Genomic DNA, 16,397 nt, shown 5'->3' on the forward strand with positions numbered 1-16,397 from the left:
ATTCTCGAATGAGGTATGGCCGGAACGGGAATCCCGACCTGAAAAACTGGCGCGAGCTTCCTCCATAAAACGCATCTTGTCCACCTCCAGACAGGTTGGATGCCGGGATGATTGCTTATGCCGCACCGTCAATATGGAGGGATATTTTTCCGCCAGTCGGCTATCGAAACCCACAGAGTTGCTGTTGTGCATTGGTATGGATTTGTTTACCTTGCCACCTCATCGCTTGTTAACCCACTGCCGCCATAATCGCTGCATCCATAGCGTGTAAATTTGAGGAAGTAGCGTTTGGCCGCTGGAACTGCCTGCCACCAGAAACATATTGGCTTTGCCGTTGATTATGCTGCGGCCTTGCGCAATGTCGTGCTCGGCATGACCATGTTTTCGCTCGCCGGTTGTGCGATGGGCGGCGTCAGCATCGACAAGGCCGTGCCTGATTCGACGACCATTACCGGTTCGGTCAAGCAGCCGACCGAGACGGATTCCGGCAAGCTCTCCGATCAGTCGGCGGTCCAGAACGTTGTTTCTGCGCTGAATTTCACGCAATGGGGCAAGAAGCCGGTTCCATGGGCCAATCCGAATACCGGCAGCCAGGGCACGATCACGACGATTGCCGAAAGCAACAAGAACGACCAGCTCTGCCGCGAATTCGAAACCTCGCGTGAGGCTTTTGACGGTGTTTCCATCTATCGCGGCGAAACCTGCATGCAGCGCGGCGGCCAGTGGACAGTGACGTCCTTCGCGCCAATCTGACAATAAGCGCGGCCTATAGTCTGTACAGACTGGAACTTTTCTTCCCTCATGCGCATATTAGGCTCAATGAGTCTTACCACTGACTTCACAGTCGTTTTCCTGAATGAGGAACTATATGCGCGATCCCTATAGCGTGCTGGGCGTCGCCAAAACGGCGAAGCCCGAAGAAATAAAATCGGCCTTTCGCAAGCTGGCCAAAAAGCACCATCCGGATCAGAACCAGGATGATCCGAAGGCGCAGGAGCGCTTTGCGGAAATTAATCAGGCCTATGAAATTGTCGGCGACAAGGACAAACGGGGCCAGTTCGACCGCGGCGAAATCGACGCGGAAGGCAAGCCGCTGTTTCAGGGTTTCCAGGGCGGGCAGGGCTTCGGCGGCGCGCATGGCGACCCGTTTGCCGGTTTTCGTCAGGGCGGCGGCAACAGCCATTTCGAATTCCGTTCCGGCCCCGGCGGCCATCAGGGCGCAGGCTTTGGCGGCGCGGAAGATATTCTGAATGACCTGTTCGGCAGCGCCTTTGGCGGTGGCGGGCGTCCCCGTGGCCGCGCCGCTGGCAATGCCAAGGGTGAAGACCTGACCGCATCTATCGACGTGACCCTGTCGCAGGCGGCAGGGGCGGAGAAGGTCGAGGCAATTTTCCCGAATGGCAAGCACCTCAACATCAAGCTGCCGAAATATGTCGAGGATGGCCAGACCATCCGCCTGAAAGGGCAGGGCGAACCGCTGATGGGTGGAACGCCCGGCGATGCGCTGGTGACGATCCGCTTCAAGCCGCATCCGCGTTTCCGCCTCGAAGGGCGCGATGTGCATGTGGATCTGCCTGTCAATCTCAGCGATGCCGCACTGGGCGGCAAGGAAGAGGTCGAGACGCTGGACGGGCGTATCGCGGTGAAAATTCCGGCCTGGTCGAGTTCGGATCGGGTGTTGCGCCTGAAGGAAAAGGGCCTGCCGCTGAAAGCGGGCGGGCGCGGCGACCTTTATGTGCATATCCGCATCATGCTGCCGGATGGCGGCGACGCGGAACTGGAAGAGTTCCTGAAGAAGCGCCGGGAAGGCTGATTCATGCCTTCCCAGAGCGGGAAGCTGCTGGGAGCGAATAGACCTGAACAACCAGGGTTGTTGCGATTCTGATCGATTGAATTGCTTTTTAATCGATCAGAACTGTTTTTCTGTGGTCACAAAGGCCAAAATGCGGGCCGGGTGTTGTAGCTTTGCGGCAGTAAGGTGACAATGCCCGGCTTTTTCGCTGCAATTGCTTGAAGGTGATGCAAGCCTGTGCGATAGGGCAACAAGTTTATTATTTTTCAATGAGGACCCTTAATGACCGCACAGTCAGGTTTGTTGCAGGGCAAGCGTGGATTGATTCTGGGCGTGGCCAACAACCGCTCCATCGCCTGGGGCATTGCCAAGGCCGCCCGCGATGCCGGCGCAGAGCTCGCATTCACCTATCAGGGCGATGCATTGAAGAAGCGCGTCGAGCCGCTGGCTGAAGAGCTTGGCGCTTTCGTTGCCGGTCATTGCGACGTGGCAGATGCCGCGAGCATCGACGCTGTTTTTGATGCGCTTGAGAAGAAGTGGGGCAAGATCGACTTTCTGGTGCATGCCATCGGTTTCTCCGACAAGGACGAACTGACTGGCCGTTACCTCGACACGTCGGAAGCCAACTTCACCAACACGATGCTGATTTCGGTTTATTCGCTGACGGCGGTTGCCCGCCGCGCGGAAAAGCTGATGGCGGATGGCGGCTCGATCCTGACGCTGACCTATTACGGCGCCGAGAAGGTTATGCCGAATTACAACGTCATGGGCGTTGCCAAGGCTGCACTCGAAGCAAGCGTGAAATATCTCGCCGTCGATCTCGGCCCGCAGAATATCCGCGTCAACGCGATTTCGGCTGGCCCGATCAAGACGCTGGCCGCTTCGGGCATTGGCGACTTCCGCTATATTCTCAAGTGGAACGAATATAATGCGCCGCTGCGCCGCACTGTGACGATTGAGGAAGTGGGCGATGTCGGCCTTTACTTCCTCTCCGACCTGTCGCGTTCGGTGACGGGTGAAGTGCACCATGCCGATAGCGGCTACCACGTCATTGGTATGAAAGCCGTCGACGCGCCGGACATTTCAGTCGTCAAGGACTGATACGACCCTTCTGAAATCCCGAAAAGTTGACATGCTTTTCGGGATTTTTCTTTGTCTTTCCCACGCCGGGAAAGTTATCCCTAATTTAGAGAAGAACAGTCGGCACGGTTTCGACAATCGTTTTCGATTGGCAACGCTTTAGAGGTAAGGCTTTGGCCCGGGAGATCATCTACTTTTCGCGTCATGGCGAAACGGACTGGAATGTTTCGCAGCGCATTCAGGGGCAGCTCGATATCGACATCAATGCCCATGGACGCACGCAGGCTGACCGCAACGGCGATATGCTGAAAGCGCTGATCGGCGACGGTGCGGGCTTCGATTTCGTGGCAAGTCCGCTGCGCCGCACGCGTGAGACGATGGAGCGCATCCGCTTGCGCATGGGCCTTGATCCGTATGATTTCCGCACCGATCCGCAGTTGATGGAAGTGAATTTCGGCGACTGGCAGGGCTTCATGATGGAAGACATCGCCAAGGACCGGAACGATCTCATCGAAGTACGCGCCCGCGACAAATGGAATTTCGTGCCGCCGGGCACCACTGCCGAAAGCTATATGGGCCTTTCGCAGCGCATTGGCCGCTGGGTGGAAGCCGTGGAATGGCCGACCGTCTGCGTGACCCATGGCGGCTGCATCCGCACGCTGTTCTATCTCTACGGCGATGTGGACGGCCATGAAGCGGCCAATCTCTCGATCCCGCAGGACAAAATTCTGAAGTTCGAAAACGGCAAGCTCGAATGGGTGTGACAAGCCGCTGATGGCGGCTATGATCGGCGGCAGAATTGCGCTCATATAGCGAAGGGTTGCTTTATGCCGTTCAAACACTTTGCCGTCATTGCGGATATCCATGGCAACAGCGATGCGCTGGCGGCGGTGCTTGCCGATATTGACGCACAGCGCATCGAAACCATCATCAATCTCGGCGATCATCTGAGCGGACCGCTCGCCGCACGCGAAACAGCCGACATGCTGATCGCCCGTGATATGATTTCCATTCGCGGTAATCATGATCGCTGGCTGGTCGAACAACCCATCGACGAGATGAGCCGTTCAGACCGTGCGGCGCGGGAGCAGATCGACGAGACGCATCTGGAATGGCTGCGCGCCTTGCCCGCAACGCGCACGCTGGCCGATGGTCGCATTTTCGCCTGCCACGCCACGCCGACGAGCGACACATGCTATTGGGTCGAGACTGTAACGGAAAACGGCGATGTCGTTTTGCAATCACGGGCGGCGATTGAAGCAGAAGCCGAGGATATTTCCGCGTCGCTGCTGCTGTGCGGGCACACGCATATGCCGCGCATTTTGCGCCTGAGCGATGGCAGTCTGCTGGTCAATCCCGGCAGTGTCGGTTGCCCTGGTTATGACGATGATCAGCCGCGCCCGCATGTCGTGCAAACCGGCAATCCGAATGCGTCCTATGCCGTGATAGAGGAAGGCCCGTCCGGCTGGCTGGTGACGATGCGCAGCATTCCTTACGACACATCGCGCATGGTGGCACTTGCCGAGAAGGCAGGGCGTCCGGATTGGGCGCGTGTGGTGCGCAGCGGCTGGTTTCACCCATGAAAAGAGCGGCTTTTCAGCCGCTCGTCAAACCTGCCAATTGCCTATAGCAAGCGCTTACGGCGCTTCCTGAATGTCGGTGATGAAGCGTGTATTGTCCACCATATCGTAAATGATGAGGACCTTCATGCCCTTGTTTATGGCGCTGTAATCGAACTCGCCGGGCAATTTGTAGGTCTTGCCATCATCAAGCGAAAGCGTTTCGCTGTCCTTGTTGATGGACGTGATCTTGCCTTCGGCATCGTCCGCCATTGCGACTGTTGAAAACAGCGAGGCGAGAATGAGGATCAATCCGACCAGATACTGCATGGGTTTCCGCTCCTTTTGCCCGCTTTTTCGCCCATTTGCATTGCCGTGTCCCGGTGAAGGCATCGCCTGAGCGAATCGACACGACGTCGTCATTTGTTCATTAGCGGCTTGCGCTTTGTTGCCCTCAATGTAGCGTACCGAATGTGTCAAAAAAAATACCGGATCGGGATGAACCGAAGGAAATTTCAGGTCGATGATGGCCATGATTTGACCGATCCGGAAAAGCTCAATAAAACGCCCGGTAAAGTAGCTGGTATCCTGCCCGTCAGGGTTTGCCTCCGGGGCAACCCAGGGTTATTTTAGTCAGGCGTCGCGCATGTCTCATAATAGTTTCGGTCATCTGTTCCGCGTAACCACCTGGGGCGAAAGCCACGGTCTCGCGCTGGGTTGCGTCGTGGATGGTTGCCCGCCCGGCATCACCTTTACCGAAGCCGAAATTCAGTCCTATCTCGACAAGCGCAAGCCGGGTCAGTCCAAATATACCACCCAGCGCCGCGAGCCGGATCAGGTACGCGTGCTGTCGGGCGTTCTTCTGGGCGAAGACGGCGTGACCATGACTTCCACCGGCACGCCGATTTCGATGATGATCGAAAACACGGATCAGCGTTCCAAGGATTATGGCGAGATTGCCCGCCAGTATCGTCCGGGCCATGCCGATTACACCTATGACGTCAAATACGGCATTCGCGATTATCGTGGCGGCGGCCGCTCGTCAGCGCGCGAAACGGCGGCCCGTGTGGCGGCTGGCGCTATTGCGCGGAAGATCGTACCAGGGCTGGAAGTCAAAGGTGCGCTGGTGGCCATGGGTATTCATGGCATCGACCGTCGCCGCTGGAACTGGTCGGAAGTGGACAACAATCCTTTCTTCTCGCCGGATGCAGGTTCGGTCGAACTGTTTGCGGATTATCTCGATGGCATCCGCAAGAGCGGATCGTCGGTCGGTGCAGTCATCGAGATCGTGGCTGAGGGTGTGCCTGCCGGTATTGGCGCGCCGATCTATGGCAAGCTCGATCAGGATATTGCCAGCCTGCTGATGTCGATCAACGCCGTCAAGGGCGTGGAAATCGGCAATGGCTTTGAAGCTGCGCGCCTGACTGGTGAGGAAAATGCCGACGAAATGCGGATGGGCAATGACGGCACGCCGCTATTCCTGTCCAACCATGCCGGCGGTATTCTGGGCGGCATCGCCACCGGTGCGCCGGTAGTGGCGCGTTTTGCGGTCAAACCGACCTCTTCGATTTTGACGCCGCGCCGCTCCATCGACAAGGATGGCAAGGAAGTGGACGTGATGACCAAGGGACGTCACGACCCATGCGTTGGCATCCGCGCCGTGCCGATTGGCGAAGCCATGGTCGCTTGCGCCATCGCGGATCATTATCTGCGTCACCGCGGCCAAACGGGTCGCGTCTGAAAAAGTGGCCAGCCAGGACGGATTTAACAGGGGTGTATGTCGATGAGCTATAATCAGAAGCAGGTTGTGGATGCATTGCGCGCATTTGAGCGCGGCGAGATTGTCGTCGTCATGGACGATGACGGCCGCGAGAACGAAGGCGATCTGATCGTTGCTGCCGTGCATTGCACGCCGGAAAAGATGGCCTTCATCGTGCGCCACACATCGGGCATCGTCTGCACGCCCATGCCACGCGACGAAGCCAGGCGTCTCAATCTCGCGCCGATGGTCGCCGAGAATGAATCCGCCCACACCACCGCTTTCACGGTCACGGTTGATTATCGCCATGGCACGACCACCGGCATTTCCGCGGAAGACCGCACGCTGACGGCGCGCAATCTGGCCAATCCGAATGCTGGTCCGGACGATTTCGTGCGCCCCGGCCATATTTTCCCGCTGATCGCGCGCGAAGGCGGCGTGCTGATGCGTTCGGGCCATACGGAAGCCGCCGTCGATCTCTGCAAGCTTGCCAATCTGCCGCCGATTGGCGTCATTTGCGAACTGGTCAATGATGACGGCTCGGTCATGCGCGGCCCCGATGTGAAGGCCTTTGCCGAAAAGCACACGCTGCACCGCGTGACGGTGGCGGATCTCATCGCCTATCGCCAGCGCAAGGAAACGCTAGTCAAGCGCGTCGGTGATGCGCCGGTCAAGACCTGCGCAGGCAATGCCCATGCCTATACTTACGAACTGCCGTGGGAACCGATGCAGCACGTGGCTGTGGTCTTCGGTGACATTCGCGACGGCGAGGAAGTGCCCGTGCGCCTGCATCGCGAAGACGTGCTGAACGATGTATTCGGCAAGGGCGGCAGCAATCTGGATGCAATCATGGAGCGCATGGGCAAGGAAGGCCGCGGCGTTCTGGTCTATCTGCGCGAAGGCTCGGTCGGTGTTCGTGCCGATCATCACGATGCACGCGCCCGCGATAATTTGCAGGCCGAGCATGAAAGCCATGCAGAAGCCCGTGCCCGCGAAGAAGAATGGCGTCAGATCGGCCTTGGCGCGCAAATCCTCAAGGATCTGGGCATCACCTCCATCGTGCTGCTGGCATCGCGCGAGCGTCACTATGTTGGCCTCGAAGGTTTCGGCATCGGTATTGCCCGCACCGAAATCATCTGAAGGCCGCATGCGGGATATGCACAGGACCGTCATGGTCATGTGCCCCGCTGCTGCTATAATACGCGCATGACAACACGGCTTTACTGGCATCCGATTTATCTGGAACATTTGACGCCATCCGGGCACCCCGAGCGACCGGATCGCATTCGCGCGCTGATGAGCGAGCTGGAAGGCCCGGACTTTTACCGGCTTGACCGTGTCGAGGCATCGAAGGCCAGCGAAGATACGATCCTCCTTGCCCATCCTGAAGAGCATCTCGATGCCGTGCGCGCCAATATCCCGGAGCCGGTCGAGGATGAGGAAGCGCTGCAGCCCGTCGTGAAACTCGACGGCGACACCTATGTCAGCCCGAAAAGCATGGAAGCAGCGCTCACCGCCATCGGCGCGACGATGGGAGCGGTCGACGACGTGTTTTCGGGCGCTGCCAGCAATGGTTTCGTCGCCGCGCGCCCGCCGGGCCATCATGCCGAGCGCGAGCGCGCCATGGGCTTCTGCCTGTTCAATTCCATTGCCATTGCGGCGCGTCATGCCCAGCGCCATCACGGTGCCGAACGCGTGGCCATCATCGACTGGGATGTGCATCACGGCAACGGAACACAGGATATTTTTCAGGACGATCCGAGCGTTCTGTTCTGCTCCACGCATCAGTTTCCGCTCTATCCGGGCACGGGCGCGAAGGATGAAATCGGCGTTGGCAATATCGTCAACGCGCCGCTTTCGCCCAATACGGGTAGCCGCGAATTTCGCGAAGCATTTAATAGTCGTGTATTGCCTGCTTTGGACAACTTCCGGCCAGATTTGATCCTTATTTCGGCTGGCTTCGATGCCCATTTTCGCGATCCGCTGGCCGAGATCAATCTCGACGAGGCGGACTTCGACTGGGCAACCGGCAAACTCATGGAACGGGCGGAACGCTATTGCGATCACCGGCTCGTGAGTGTGCTGGAAGGTGGATATGATCTAGAGGGCTTGTCGCAGTCCGCATCTACGCATATTACGCGGCTGTTGAAAGGATGAATCATGGTAACCGAACCGTCCAACGCCGATATTGCGGTCATGAGCTTCGAGGATGCGCTCAAGCAGCTTGAAAAGATCGTCGACGATCTGGAGCGGGGCGACGTGCCGCTGGAAGAATCCATTCGCATCTATGAGCGCGGCGAAGCGCTGAAGAAGCATTGCGACACGCTGCTGAAATCGGCTGAAGACAAGGTCGAGAAAATCCGCATCGGTCGCGACGGCCAGCCTGTCGGCACCGAGCCGCTCGACGCGGAATAATCAGAACCAAGCGCGCAGCTGGGTGACATAGGGCGCGAGCACGCCGCTCAGCAAATAGGGGCCAAGGCCCCAGCAGAGCGTCCAACCGGCAGCGCCAATCATATTTGCAGCCAGAAAATGCAGCGGGTTCATCTTCATGGAACCCGCAATAATGCCGTTGAGCTGCCGCAGCAGCACGACGAAACGCGCCGTTGCGACGACATAAAATCCCTTGCTGTCGAACATTTTTTCGAACTGGTCGAGCCTTTCCGGCGTCAGCTTCACCAGATGGCCATAGCGCAGGATCACCTTGCGTCCGCCGAAGCGCCCGATCAGATAGCCGGTACAATCGCCCAGCACTGCGCCGATAAACACCGCGAGCAGCACGGCTTCGATGTTCAATGTGCCATGCAGTGCCAGAAGCGAGCTTGCGATCAGCGCACTCTCGCCGGGCAGGGGCGCGCCGAACGACTCGAAATAGACGATGACAAAGAGCGCCAATGCGCCATAGGCCGTAATGTAGGGTTCGAGAAAGCTCATAAGCTCAACAACATATGTATCGGGTCGCCCGCTCTAATCGTCTACTCTAGAGCGCATCCCGAAAACCGTTTCACACTTTTCGGGATGCGCTCTAAAACAAAAATGGCTCCGGCGTAAACCGGAGCCGGCAATTTACTAAACAATATATATTAGCCGATGCTTCGTTTGCCGGTGATGGCGTGATAGGCCCAAAGCACGATGACTGCACCGACAATGGCGATGATGAGGCTGATCGGATCGAACGCGCCGGTGACGCCCCGACCGAAAAGTGAAGACGAAAGCACGCCGCCGACGATTGCGCCGACAATGCCCAATGCGATGTCAAAGAAGACGCCCTGACCGCTTTTATTGACGATTTTGCTGCCGATAAAGCCAGCAATCAGGCCGAGAATGATCCAGCTTATTATAGACATCTTATATCTCCTGAAGCGCGGATAAACATTTGTTTCGCGCTCACGGAAAATTTTCATATTTAGTGCGCAGAGGCAAGTTAATATGCTTGTCAAAACGAGAAATCGTTTTAACTTTAACTTACCGCGTGCACGTCAGCTGCATGGGATAACAGGGAGTATTGCGCCATGGGTAGTTACGACGATAACTCAAACGGTTCGCCGATCCCCGGCGGCAGTCTTGCCAAGCCAATCATGATTGCACTTGGCGCGTTGCTGGTCGGCAAGATGCTCGGCGGCAGCAAGGAAGAACCCGCACCGACGCAGGCGCAGCCGGTGCCTGACCAGTCGCAGGCTGGTGGCGGTTTGGGCGGTCTTCTCGGCGGCCTGCTTGGCGGCGGTGCTGCTGGCAATGCTTCGCCTACAGCGGCCAATGAGGCCGGCGGTGGATTGCTTGGCGGCATTCTCGGCGGTCTTGGTGGCCTGCTTGGTGGCGCCGCTGCGGGCAACGCTTCGGCTGCACCTTCCGCACCGGGCCCGCTCAGCGGTGGTCTCGGCGGCCTTCTGGAACAGCTCAATCAGGCAGGTCTTGGTGACAAGGTGGAATCCTGGGTCGGCCAGGGTCAGAACCATTCCATCGAGCCCGGCCAGCTTGGCGATGCCATCGGCCAGAAGACGCTCAGCGAGATCGCACAGCATGCAGGCATTGACCAGCAGGAACTGCTGAACCAGCTTTCGCAAGTCTTGCCGGGTCTGGTGGACAAGCTGACCGCCAACGGTCAGGTGCCGGACACGAACGCGCTTTCCAAGCTGTTGCAGGGTCGCTAATCCAGCGCCATATTGATGAGTGCGGACCGCACCGGCCTGCCGGTGCGGTTTTGTTTTGTGCTATCCGGCACCTCCCGAAGCACTGCGACGGTTTAATAAAGGAGTATGTCTCATGAGCTTTTTCCCCTGTCCTGATCCGGTACTTGGCGACAAGACGACAGTGGATGCGATTGAGACGCTGGTGATCCCGCGCACGAGCGATATTGGCGGTCTGGAAGTGCGCCGCGCGCTGCCGACTGTGCGCCGCAGACTGGTGGGGCCGTTCATTTTCTTCGACCGCATGGGTCCGGCAGTCTTGCGCGACGGCGATGCGCTGGATGTGCGCCCGCATCCGCATATTGGTCTTTCGACGGTCACCTATCTGTTTGACGGTCACATCCGTCACCGCGACAGCCTTGGCACGGAAATGGTGGTGCGCCCCGGCGATGTGAACCTCATGACGGCGGGACGCGGTATCGTGCATTCGGAGCGTTCGCCGGAAGAGGAGCGCAACGGGCCGCTTTCGATTTCCGGTGTGCAGACCTGGCTGGCTCTGCCTGATGCGCTGGAAGAAATCGATCCGCATTTCTATCACACCAACGCGCCCGATCTGCCGTTGATGAGTGATCCCGAATTCGACGGTCGCCTGATTATCGGGGCGATGCATGGGCTGAAATCGCCGGTCATCCAGCACGCGGACACGCTATATGCCGATATCCGCATCAAGCCGCATGGCCGTTTTCCCATTCCGCCGACAGCGGAAGAACGCGCGATCTATACGCTGAGCGGCAATGTCGGTATTGGCGGCGAAGTGTTTCCGCCGGACAGGCTTTTGGCCTTCCGTCCCGGTGACGATATTGTCGTGCAGGCGGGGCCTGAAGGCGCGCATATCATGCTTTTCGGCGGCGCGGCGCTCGGGTCGAAACGTTATATCTGGTGGAACTTCGTCTCGTCGTCAAAGGAACGCATCGAGCAGGCCAAGGAAGAATGGCGCACGGGCCGCTTCGATATCGTGCCGGGCGATGAACAGGATTTCATTCCCTTGCCTGAATAACGACGCGCTTTCGCTTTGCACAATTTGGCTTCATATCGTGTTAGATTGGCGCAGTTCAGCCGGCTGTGCTTGATCTGGCCACGATGCTGCTATACCGACGACCAATCCAGATAATCCCAAAGACAGGTTGTTTCGATGTCCCGACCCACGACCCCATTGCTCGACAAGGTGCCGACCCCGGATCGCCTGCGCGCTTTGCCGGAGCAGGACCTGCCGCAACTAGCGGAAGAATTGCGCGCCGAGCTGATCGACGCCGTGTCCACCACAGGCGGGCATCTGGGCGCGGGGCTGGGCGTGGTCGAGCTGACGGTTGCGTTGCATCATGTCTTCGACACGCCGCATGACCGCATCATCTGGGATGTCGGCCATCAGGCCTATCCGCACAAGATTCTGACCGGTCGACGCGACCGCATTCGCACGCTGCGGCAGGAAGGCGGCTTGTCCGGTTTCACCAAGCGTTCCGAAAGCGAATATGATCCGTTCGGCGCGGCGCATTCATCGACGTCGATTTCCGCCGGTCTCGGCATGGCCGTTGCAAGTGATCTTTCCGGCGAAAAGCGCAATGTCATTGCCGTCATCGGCGATGGTTCCATGTCGGCTGGCATGGCCTATGAAGCGATGAACAATGCCGGTGCGCTGGACGCGCGGCTGATCGTGATCCTCAACGATAACGACATGTCGATTGCGCCGCCAACCGGGGCGATGAGCGCTTATCTGGCGCGCCTCGTTTCGGGCCGCACCTATCGCAGCGTTCGCGAAGCTGCCAAGCAGGTGGCGCAGAAGCTGCCGAAATTCCTTCAGGACAAGGCACGGAAGTCGGAAGAATATGCGCGTGCCTTCTTCACCGGCGGTACGCTGTTCGAGGAGCTGGGTTTCTATTATGTCGGCCCCATTGACGGGCATAATCTCGACCATCTTCTGCCTGTGCTGAAAAATGTGCGCGATACGCAAAAGGGCCCTGTGCTGATCCATGTGGTGACGCAGAAGGGCAAGGGCTATGCGCCTGCGGAAGCTGCCGCCGACAAATATCATGGCGTCAACAAGTTCGATGTCATCACCGGCAAGCAGGCGAAACCGCCTGCCAATGCGCCGAGCTATACCAAGATTTTCGGCACGAGCCTGATCGAGGAGGCGCGTCACGACGACAAGATCGTGGCGATCACCGCCGCCATGCCGACCGGCACCGGGCTTGATCTTTTCGGCGAAGTGTTTCCGCAGCGCACCTTCGATGTGGGCATTGCCGAACAGCACGCGGTCACCTTTGCGGCGGGTCTCGCCAGCGAGGGCTTCAAGCCGTTCTGCGCCATTTATTCGACCTTCCTGCAACGCGGCTACGATCAGGTCGTGCATGACGTGTCGATCCAGAACCTGCCGGTGCGTTTCCCCATCGACCGCGCTGGTCTGGTGGGTGCCGACGGCGCCACTCATGCAGGCTCCTTCGATACGGGTTTCCTTGCCGCGCTGCCGGGCTTTGTCGTCATGGCCGCGTCCGACGAGGCTGAATTGCGCCATATGGTCCGCACCGCCGCCGAATATGACGAAAGCCCGATTTCCTTCCGCTATCCGCGTGGGGATGGCGTTGGCGTCGAATTGCCGGAACGCGGCTCGGTGCTTGAAATCGGCAAGGGCCGTATCGTGCGCGAGGGCACCAAGGTGGCGCTACTGTCCTTCGGGACACGCTTGCAGGAATGCCTTGCCGCTGCCGATGAGCTGGGCGCCGCCGGTCTTTCGACCACGGTTGCCGATGCGCGCTTTGCCAAGCCGCTCGATCACGATCTGATCCGCCGTCTTGCCCGTGAACACGAAGTGCTGGTGACGGTCGAGGAGGGCGCGGTGGGCGGCTTTGCCTCGCATGTGCTGCAATTCCTCGCCACCGACGGTCTGTTGGATCGCGGCCTGAAGGTTCGTGCGCTGACGCTGCCTGATCTCTATCAGGATCACGGCAAGCCGGATGCAATGTATGCCAGCGCAGGTCTCGACCGCGCCGGTATCGTGCACACGGTTTTTTCCGCGCTCGGTCGGGAAGCCATCGCGACACCGTTCCGTGCCTGATTTCAGGGCGTGATCTCATGAGCGTACCATCTGCCGATAGTCGCCCGCGCCTTGACCAACTGCTGGTCGAACGCGGATTGTTCGCCACGCGCTCGCGTGCTCGCGATGCGATCCAGCGCGGCACCGTCAAGGTGGATGGTAAAGCGGTCACCAAGCCGGGTCAGACGGTGGCGCAGAATGCTGCAATCGCGGTGGACGACCCCGCCAGCGCCTATGTTTCGCGCGCGGCGCTGAAGCTGATCGCGGCGCTCGATCATTTCGACATCGATGTCAAAGGGCGCACGGCGCTGGATATTGGCGCATCCACTGGCGGCTTTACACAGGTGTTGCTGGAACGCGGTGCAAGCCATGTCATCGCCATCGATGTCGGGCACGACCAGTTGCATGAGAGCCTGCGCGCTGACGCCCGCGTCACCAACAAGGAGGGCGTCAACGCCCGCGCGCTGGAATTGGCCCATCTCGACGGGCGCGACATTGATTGCGTCGTCTCGGATGTCAGTTTCATCTCGCTGAAGCTCGCTTTGCCCCCGGCATTGGCCTTTGCGCAAAAAGATGCTATCTGCGCGCTTCTCGTGAAGCCGCAATTCGAGGCAGGACGTGAAGCAATCGGCAAGGGCGGCATTTTGCGTGACCCTGCGGACGGCGAACGCATAGCAGAAGAACTCAAACTCTGGCTTGAGACGCAGCCTGGATGGCGCGCGCTCGGCCTTTGCCCGTCGCCCATCGAAGGTGGTGATGGCAATCGTGAATATCTCTTGGCAGGAAAGAAAGACCAATGACGACGCAAATTAATATCCGCTCGATTGGTGCGGGCGGCGATGGCGTCGCCAATCTTCCCGACGGTCAGATCTATGTGCCTTTCACGCTGCCGGGCGAAGTGGCCAATGTGGCGCGCGACAAGAACCGCGCGACGCTGATCGCATTACTGGAAACCTCGCCGGAACGGCAGGATCCGGCCTGCGAGCATTTCGAAGCCTGCGGCGGTTGTGCGCTGCAACACTGGCAGGATGAACCCTACCGTCTGTGGAAGCGCGAACTGGTTGTCTCGGCCCTGAAGGGCAGGGGCATCGATGTTGAAGTTGAACCGCTGGTGGCCTGCGCGCCGCATACACGCCGCCGCGCCGTCTTTGCCGCGCGCAAGACGGAGAAGGGCGTTCTGCTCGGCTTCAATCGCCATCTCAGCCATGAAATCATCGACATTGTCGAATGCCCGGTCACCGTGCCGGAAATCATCTCGCGCCTCAACGATCTGCGCGATGTTGGCGCATTGCTGGCGCCGGGTTCCAAGCCGTTCAAACTGGCGGCGACACTGACGGAATCCGGCCTTGATCTTGCTGCAAGCGGTTGCGGTGTGCTGGATGACGACCAGCGCCGCGCCTTGACTGCGCTTGTCATCAAGAAGGGCTTTGCACGCCTTTCGCATGAGGGCGAAATTATCGTCGAGCCGAAAAAGCCGTTGATCCATTTCGGTAAGGTTCCGGTTTCGGTGCCGCCCGGCTGCTTCCTGCAAGCAACCGCCGAAGCTGAAGAGGCGATGACGGCGCTGGTGCTGAACCATGTCGGCAAGGCAAAGCGCGTCGCCGATCTTTTCTGCGGTGTCGGCACTTTCGCGCTGAGAATGGCAGAGAAAAGTGCGGTCCATGCGGTGGAAAGCGATGCGGCTGCTCTGGCGGCGCTTGATCGTGGCGTGCGCCATGTACAGGGCCTGAAGCCGGTGAGCGTAGAACGGCGCGACCTGTTCCGCGGCCCGCTGATGCCAAAGGAATTGCTGCCATACAACGCCGTTGTCTTCGATCCGCCGCGTGCGGGCGCCGAAGAACAGGCGCAGGAACTGGCGAAGTCCAAGGTGGAAAAGGTGGTTGCCGTGTCGTGCAACCCGGTCACGCTTGCGCGCGATCTCGCCATTCTGGTGAAGGGCGGCTATCGCATCCAGCTTGTCACGCCTATCGACCAGTTTTTGTGGTCTCCGCATGTGGAAGCAGTTGTGACGCTGGTGAAGAAATAGGTGGCAATCCTTTCTGCTGGCATTTGACCAGTAACGGATTGACCGCCGATCGATTTCCTCAAGAATGTAATCAGTAATTTTTAGGGGCTGCTTTATGCGACCTCTATTCTGCGACTTTCAAAATACACCGAATTTGCATTAGTTCTACGGTCTTCCCGTGGAATGCGAATCAATGCGTATTCCTTTCCTATGAATTTTTGAGAACTGAATATTGCGATGATGAGTGTTTCCTTTTTTCTCTTCTTTGTTGGCCTGATTGCGACCTGGTTTAGAAGGCGGGCCATCGCGCTCGCATTCTGGGGCAGTGGTGTCGTCTGCATTTTGGCTTTGTTCAGCCTGCATGCCACGGATTCAATCAATATTGCATTGTGATACGGAAAAAAATGACCAGTAAATATTCGATCTGGCTCAATATTATCGGGCTGTCAGCCGTTTGTTTCACGCTCTTGTTCGCGTTTGCTGATCAGATCGTCCAAGGGAATATTCCATGCCCGCTTTGCATCTTGCAGCGCGCCGGTATCATCGCGGCCGGGTTCGGTCTCGTGCTGAATCTTAAGACTGGCATGCGCCCGAGCCATTACGGATTGATCGTTTTGGGTGCTGCAATCAGTGGATCTGTCGCAGCCCGGCATGTTCTCTTGCATATTGTTCCCGGAACGGGCGCTTATGGTAACGCCTTCCTCGATCTGCATTTTTACACTTGGGTCTTCATCATATCCGCGCTCATGATCACCGGCGCTGCGATCATGCTGCTGTTTGATCGCCAGTTCGGTGAGGTGCAGCCAGCTCTCACAATGAGAACTGCAGTCTACCTGCCGATCGCATTGTTCATGGTTCTCACGGTCGCGAATGGCGTTTCCACATTGCTGCAATGTGGTGGCGGTATCTGTCCAGCCGATCCGACAGGGTATCTGCTACTATCGTGATGTTATCCGCACGAACAAAATGCCGGGCAGAGCGCCCGGC

Annotated in this window: 19 protein-coding genes; 16 read left to right on the forward strand and 3 right to left on the reverse strand. The window is 58.4% G+C overall.

Features of this window, described 5'->3' with window-relative positions; genetic code table 11:
• Positions 1-321: 321 nt before the first annotated feature.
• From ACTJKP_RS07630 to ACTJKP_RS07650, 5 genes are all read left to right on the forward strand, one after another.
• On the forward strand, positions 322-753 hold the full coding sequence (locus ACTJKP_RS07630; RefSeq protein WP_440630320.1) for an RT0821/Lpp0805 family surface protein: 432 nt from the start codon (positions 322-324) through the stop codon (positions 751-753).
• Positions 754-868: 115 nt separating this feature from the next.
• On the forward strand, positions 869-1,813 hold the full coding sequence (locus ACTJKP_RS07635) for a DnaJ C-terminal domain-containing protein (protein WP_440630217.1): 945 nt from the start codon (positions 869-871) through the stop codon (positions 1,811-1,813).
• 261 nt (positions 1,814-2,074) lie between these two features.
• Entirely contained in the window at positions 2,075-2,893 is an 819-nt protein-coding gene (gene fabI, locus ACTJKP_RS07640; protein ID WP_109368447.1) for an enoyl-ACP reductase FabI, read from the forward strand.
• Between the two features lie 152 nt (positions 2,894-3,045).
• Positions 3,046-3,636: a histidine phosphatase family protein gene (locus tag ACTJKP_RS07645; protein WP_440630218.1), complete on the forward strand. Its 591-nt coding sequence runs from the start codon at positions 3,046-3,048 to the stop codon at positions 3,634-3,636.
• A 63-nt stretch (positions 3,637-3,699) separates the two neighbouring features.
• On the forward strand, positions 3,700-4,455 hold the full coding sequence (locus tag ACTJKP_RS07650) for a metallophosphoesterase family protein (protein WP_440630219.1): 756 nt from the start codon (positions 3,700-3,702) through the stop codon (positions 4,453-4,455).
• 54 nt (positions 4,456-4,509) lie between these two features.
• Here ACTJKP_RS07650 and ACTJKP_RS07655 read toward each other — a convergent pair whose 3' ends face one another.
• Positions 4,510-4,761 (reverse strand): DUF1344 domain-containing protein, encoded by a 252-nt coding sequence (locus ACTJKP_RS07655; RefSeq protein ID WP_078338126.1) that lies wholly within the window; start codon positions 4,759-4,761, stop codon positions 4,510-4,512.
• 316 nt (positions 4,762-5,077) lie between these two features.
• On the opposite strand from ACTJKP_RS07655, the gene aroC reads away from it, so the two are divergent.
• The 4 genes from aroC (at position 5,078) to ACTJKP_RS07675 (ending at position 8,605) form a co-directional block, all read left to right on the forward strand.
• Entirely contained in the window at positions 5,078-6,172 is a 1,095-nt protein-coding gene (aroC, locus tag ACTJKP_RS07660; protein WP_113534698.1) for a chorismate synthase, read from the forward strand.
• Between the two features lie 42 nt (positions 6,173-6,214).
• Positions 6,215-7,330, forward strand: a complete 1,116-nt coding sequence (ribB, locus tag ACTJKP_RS07665; RefSeq protein ID WP_440630220.1) for a 3,4-dihydroxy-2-butanone-4-phosphate synthase — start codon at positions 6,215-6,217, stop codon at positions 7,328-7,330.
• Positions 7,331-7,396: 66 nt separating this feature from the next.
• Positions 7,397-8,347, forward strand: a complete 951-nt coding sequence (locus tag ACTJKP_RS07670; protein WP_440630221.1) for a histone deacetylase family protein — start codon at positions 7,397-7,399, stop codon at positions 8,345-8,347.
• A 3-nt stretch (positions 8,348-8,350) separates the two neighbouring features.
• Positions 8,351-8,605 (forward strand): exodeoxyribonuclease VII small subunit, encoded by a 255-nt coding sequence (locus ACTJKP_RS07675; protein ID WP_078338030.1) that lies wholly within the window; start codon positions 8,351-8,353, stop codon positions 8,603-8,605.
• Here ACTJKP_RS07675 and ACTJKP_RS07680 read toward each other — a convergent pair whose 3' ends face one another.
• The gene (locus ACTJKP_RS07680; protein ID WP_138786599.1) at positions 8,606-9,124 is read right to left on the reverse strand and encodes a DedA family protein; all 519 of its coding nucleotides are present in this window, start codon (positions 9,122-9,124) and stop codon (positions 8,606-8,608) included. It lies immediately after the preceding gene.
• A 149-nt stretch (positions 9,125-9,273) separates the two neighbouring features.
• Complete coding sequence (locus tag ACTJKP_RS07685; RefSeq protein WP_078338128.1) at positions 9,274-9,537, reverse strand: GlsB/YeaQ/YmgE family stress response membrane protein; 264 nt, start codon at positions 9,535-9,537, stop codon at positions 9,274-9,276.
• 165 nt (positions 9,538-9,702) lie between these two features.
• Between ACTJKP_RS07685 and ACTJKP_RS07690 the strand changes: the two genes are divergently transcribed.
• The 7 genes from ACTJKP_RS07690 to ACTJKP_RS07720 all read left to right on the forward strand — a co-directional run bounded on the left by ACTJKP_RS07690 (position 9,703) and on the right by ACTJKP_RS07720 (position 16,357).
• Complete coding sequence (locus ACTJKP_RS07690) at positions 9,703-10,341, forward strand: YidB family protein (protein ID WP_440630222.1); 639 nt, start codon at positions 9,703-9,705, stop codon at positions 10,339-10,341.
• 112 nt (positions 10,342-10,453) lie between these two features.
• Complete coding sequence (locus tag ACTJKP_RS07695; protein WP_078338033.1) at positions 10,454-11,374, forward strand: pirin family protein; 921 nt, start codon at positions 10,454-10,456, stop codon at positions 11,372-11,374.
• Between the two features lie 135 nt (positions 11,375-11,509).
• Positions 11,510-13,426 carry a 1-deoxy-D-xylulose-5-phosphate synthase gene (gene dxs / locus ACTJKP_RS07700; protein ID WP_151590346.1) on the forward strand — a complete coding sequence of 639 codons (1,917 nt, stop codon included), beginning with the start codon at positions 11,510-11,512 and terminating at the stop codon, positions 13,424-13,426.
• A gap of 17 nt (positions 13,427-13,443) precedes the next feature.
• The gene (locus ACTJKP_RS07705) at positions 13,444-14,205 is read left to right on the forward strand and encodes a TlyA family RNA methyltransferase (protein ID WP_440630223.1); all 762 of its coding nucleotides are present in this window, start codon (positions 13,444-13,446) and stop codon (positions 14,203-14,205) included.
• Positions 14,202-15,431 (forward strand): class I SAM-dependent RNA methyltransferase, encoded by a 1,230-nt coding sequence (locus ACTJKP_RS07710; protein WP_440630224.1) that lies wholly within the window; start codon positions 14,202-14,204, stop codon positions 15,429-15,431. Before ACTJKP_RS07705 ends, ACTJKP_RS07710 begins: the two co-directional genes overlap by 4 nt.
• A gap of 216 nt (positions 15,432-15,647) precedes the next feature.
• Positions 15,648-15,803 (forward strand): DUF5993 family protein, encoded by a 156-nt coding sequence (locus ACTJKP_RS07715; RefSeq protein ID WP_440630225.1) that lies wholly within the window; start codon positions 15,648-15,650, stop codon positions 15,801-15,803.
• 11 nt (positions 15,804-15,814) lie between these two features.
• Positions 15,815-16,357, forward strand: coding sequence for a disulfide bond formation protein B (locus ACTJKP_RS07720; RefSeq protein WP_440630226.1), 543 nt, complete (start codon positions 15,815-15,817; stop codon positions 16,355-16,357).
• Positions 16,358-16,397: the final 40 nt, after the last annotated feature.

This window comes from Brucella sp. 22210, assembly GCF_052045675.1.
GTDB lineage: Bacteria > Pseudomonadota > Alphaproteobacteria > Rhizobiales > Rhizobiaceae > Brucella.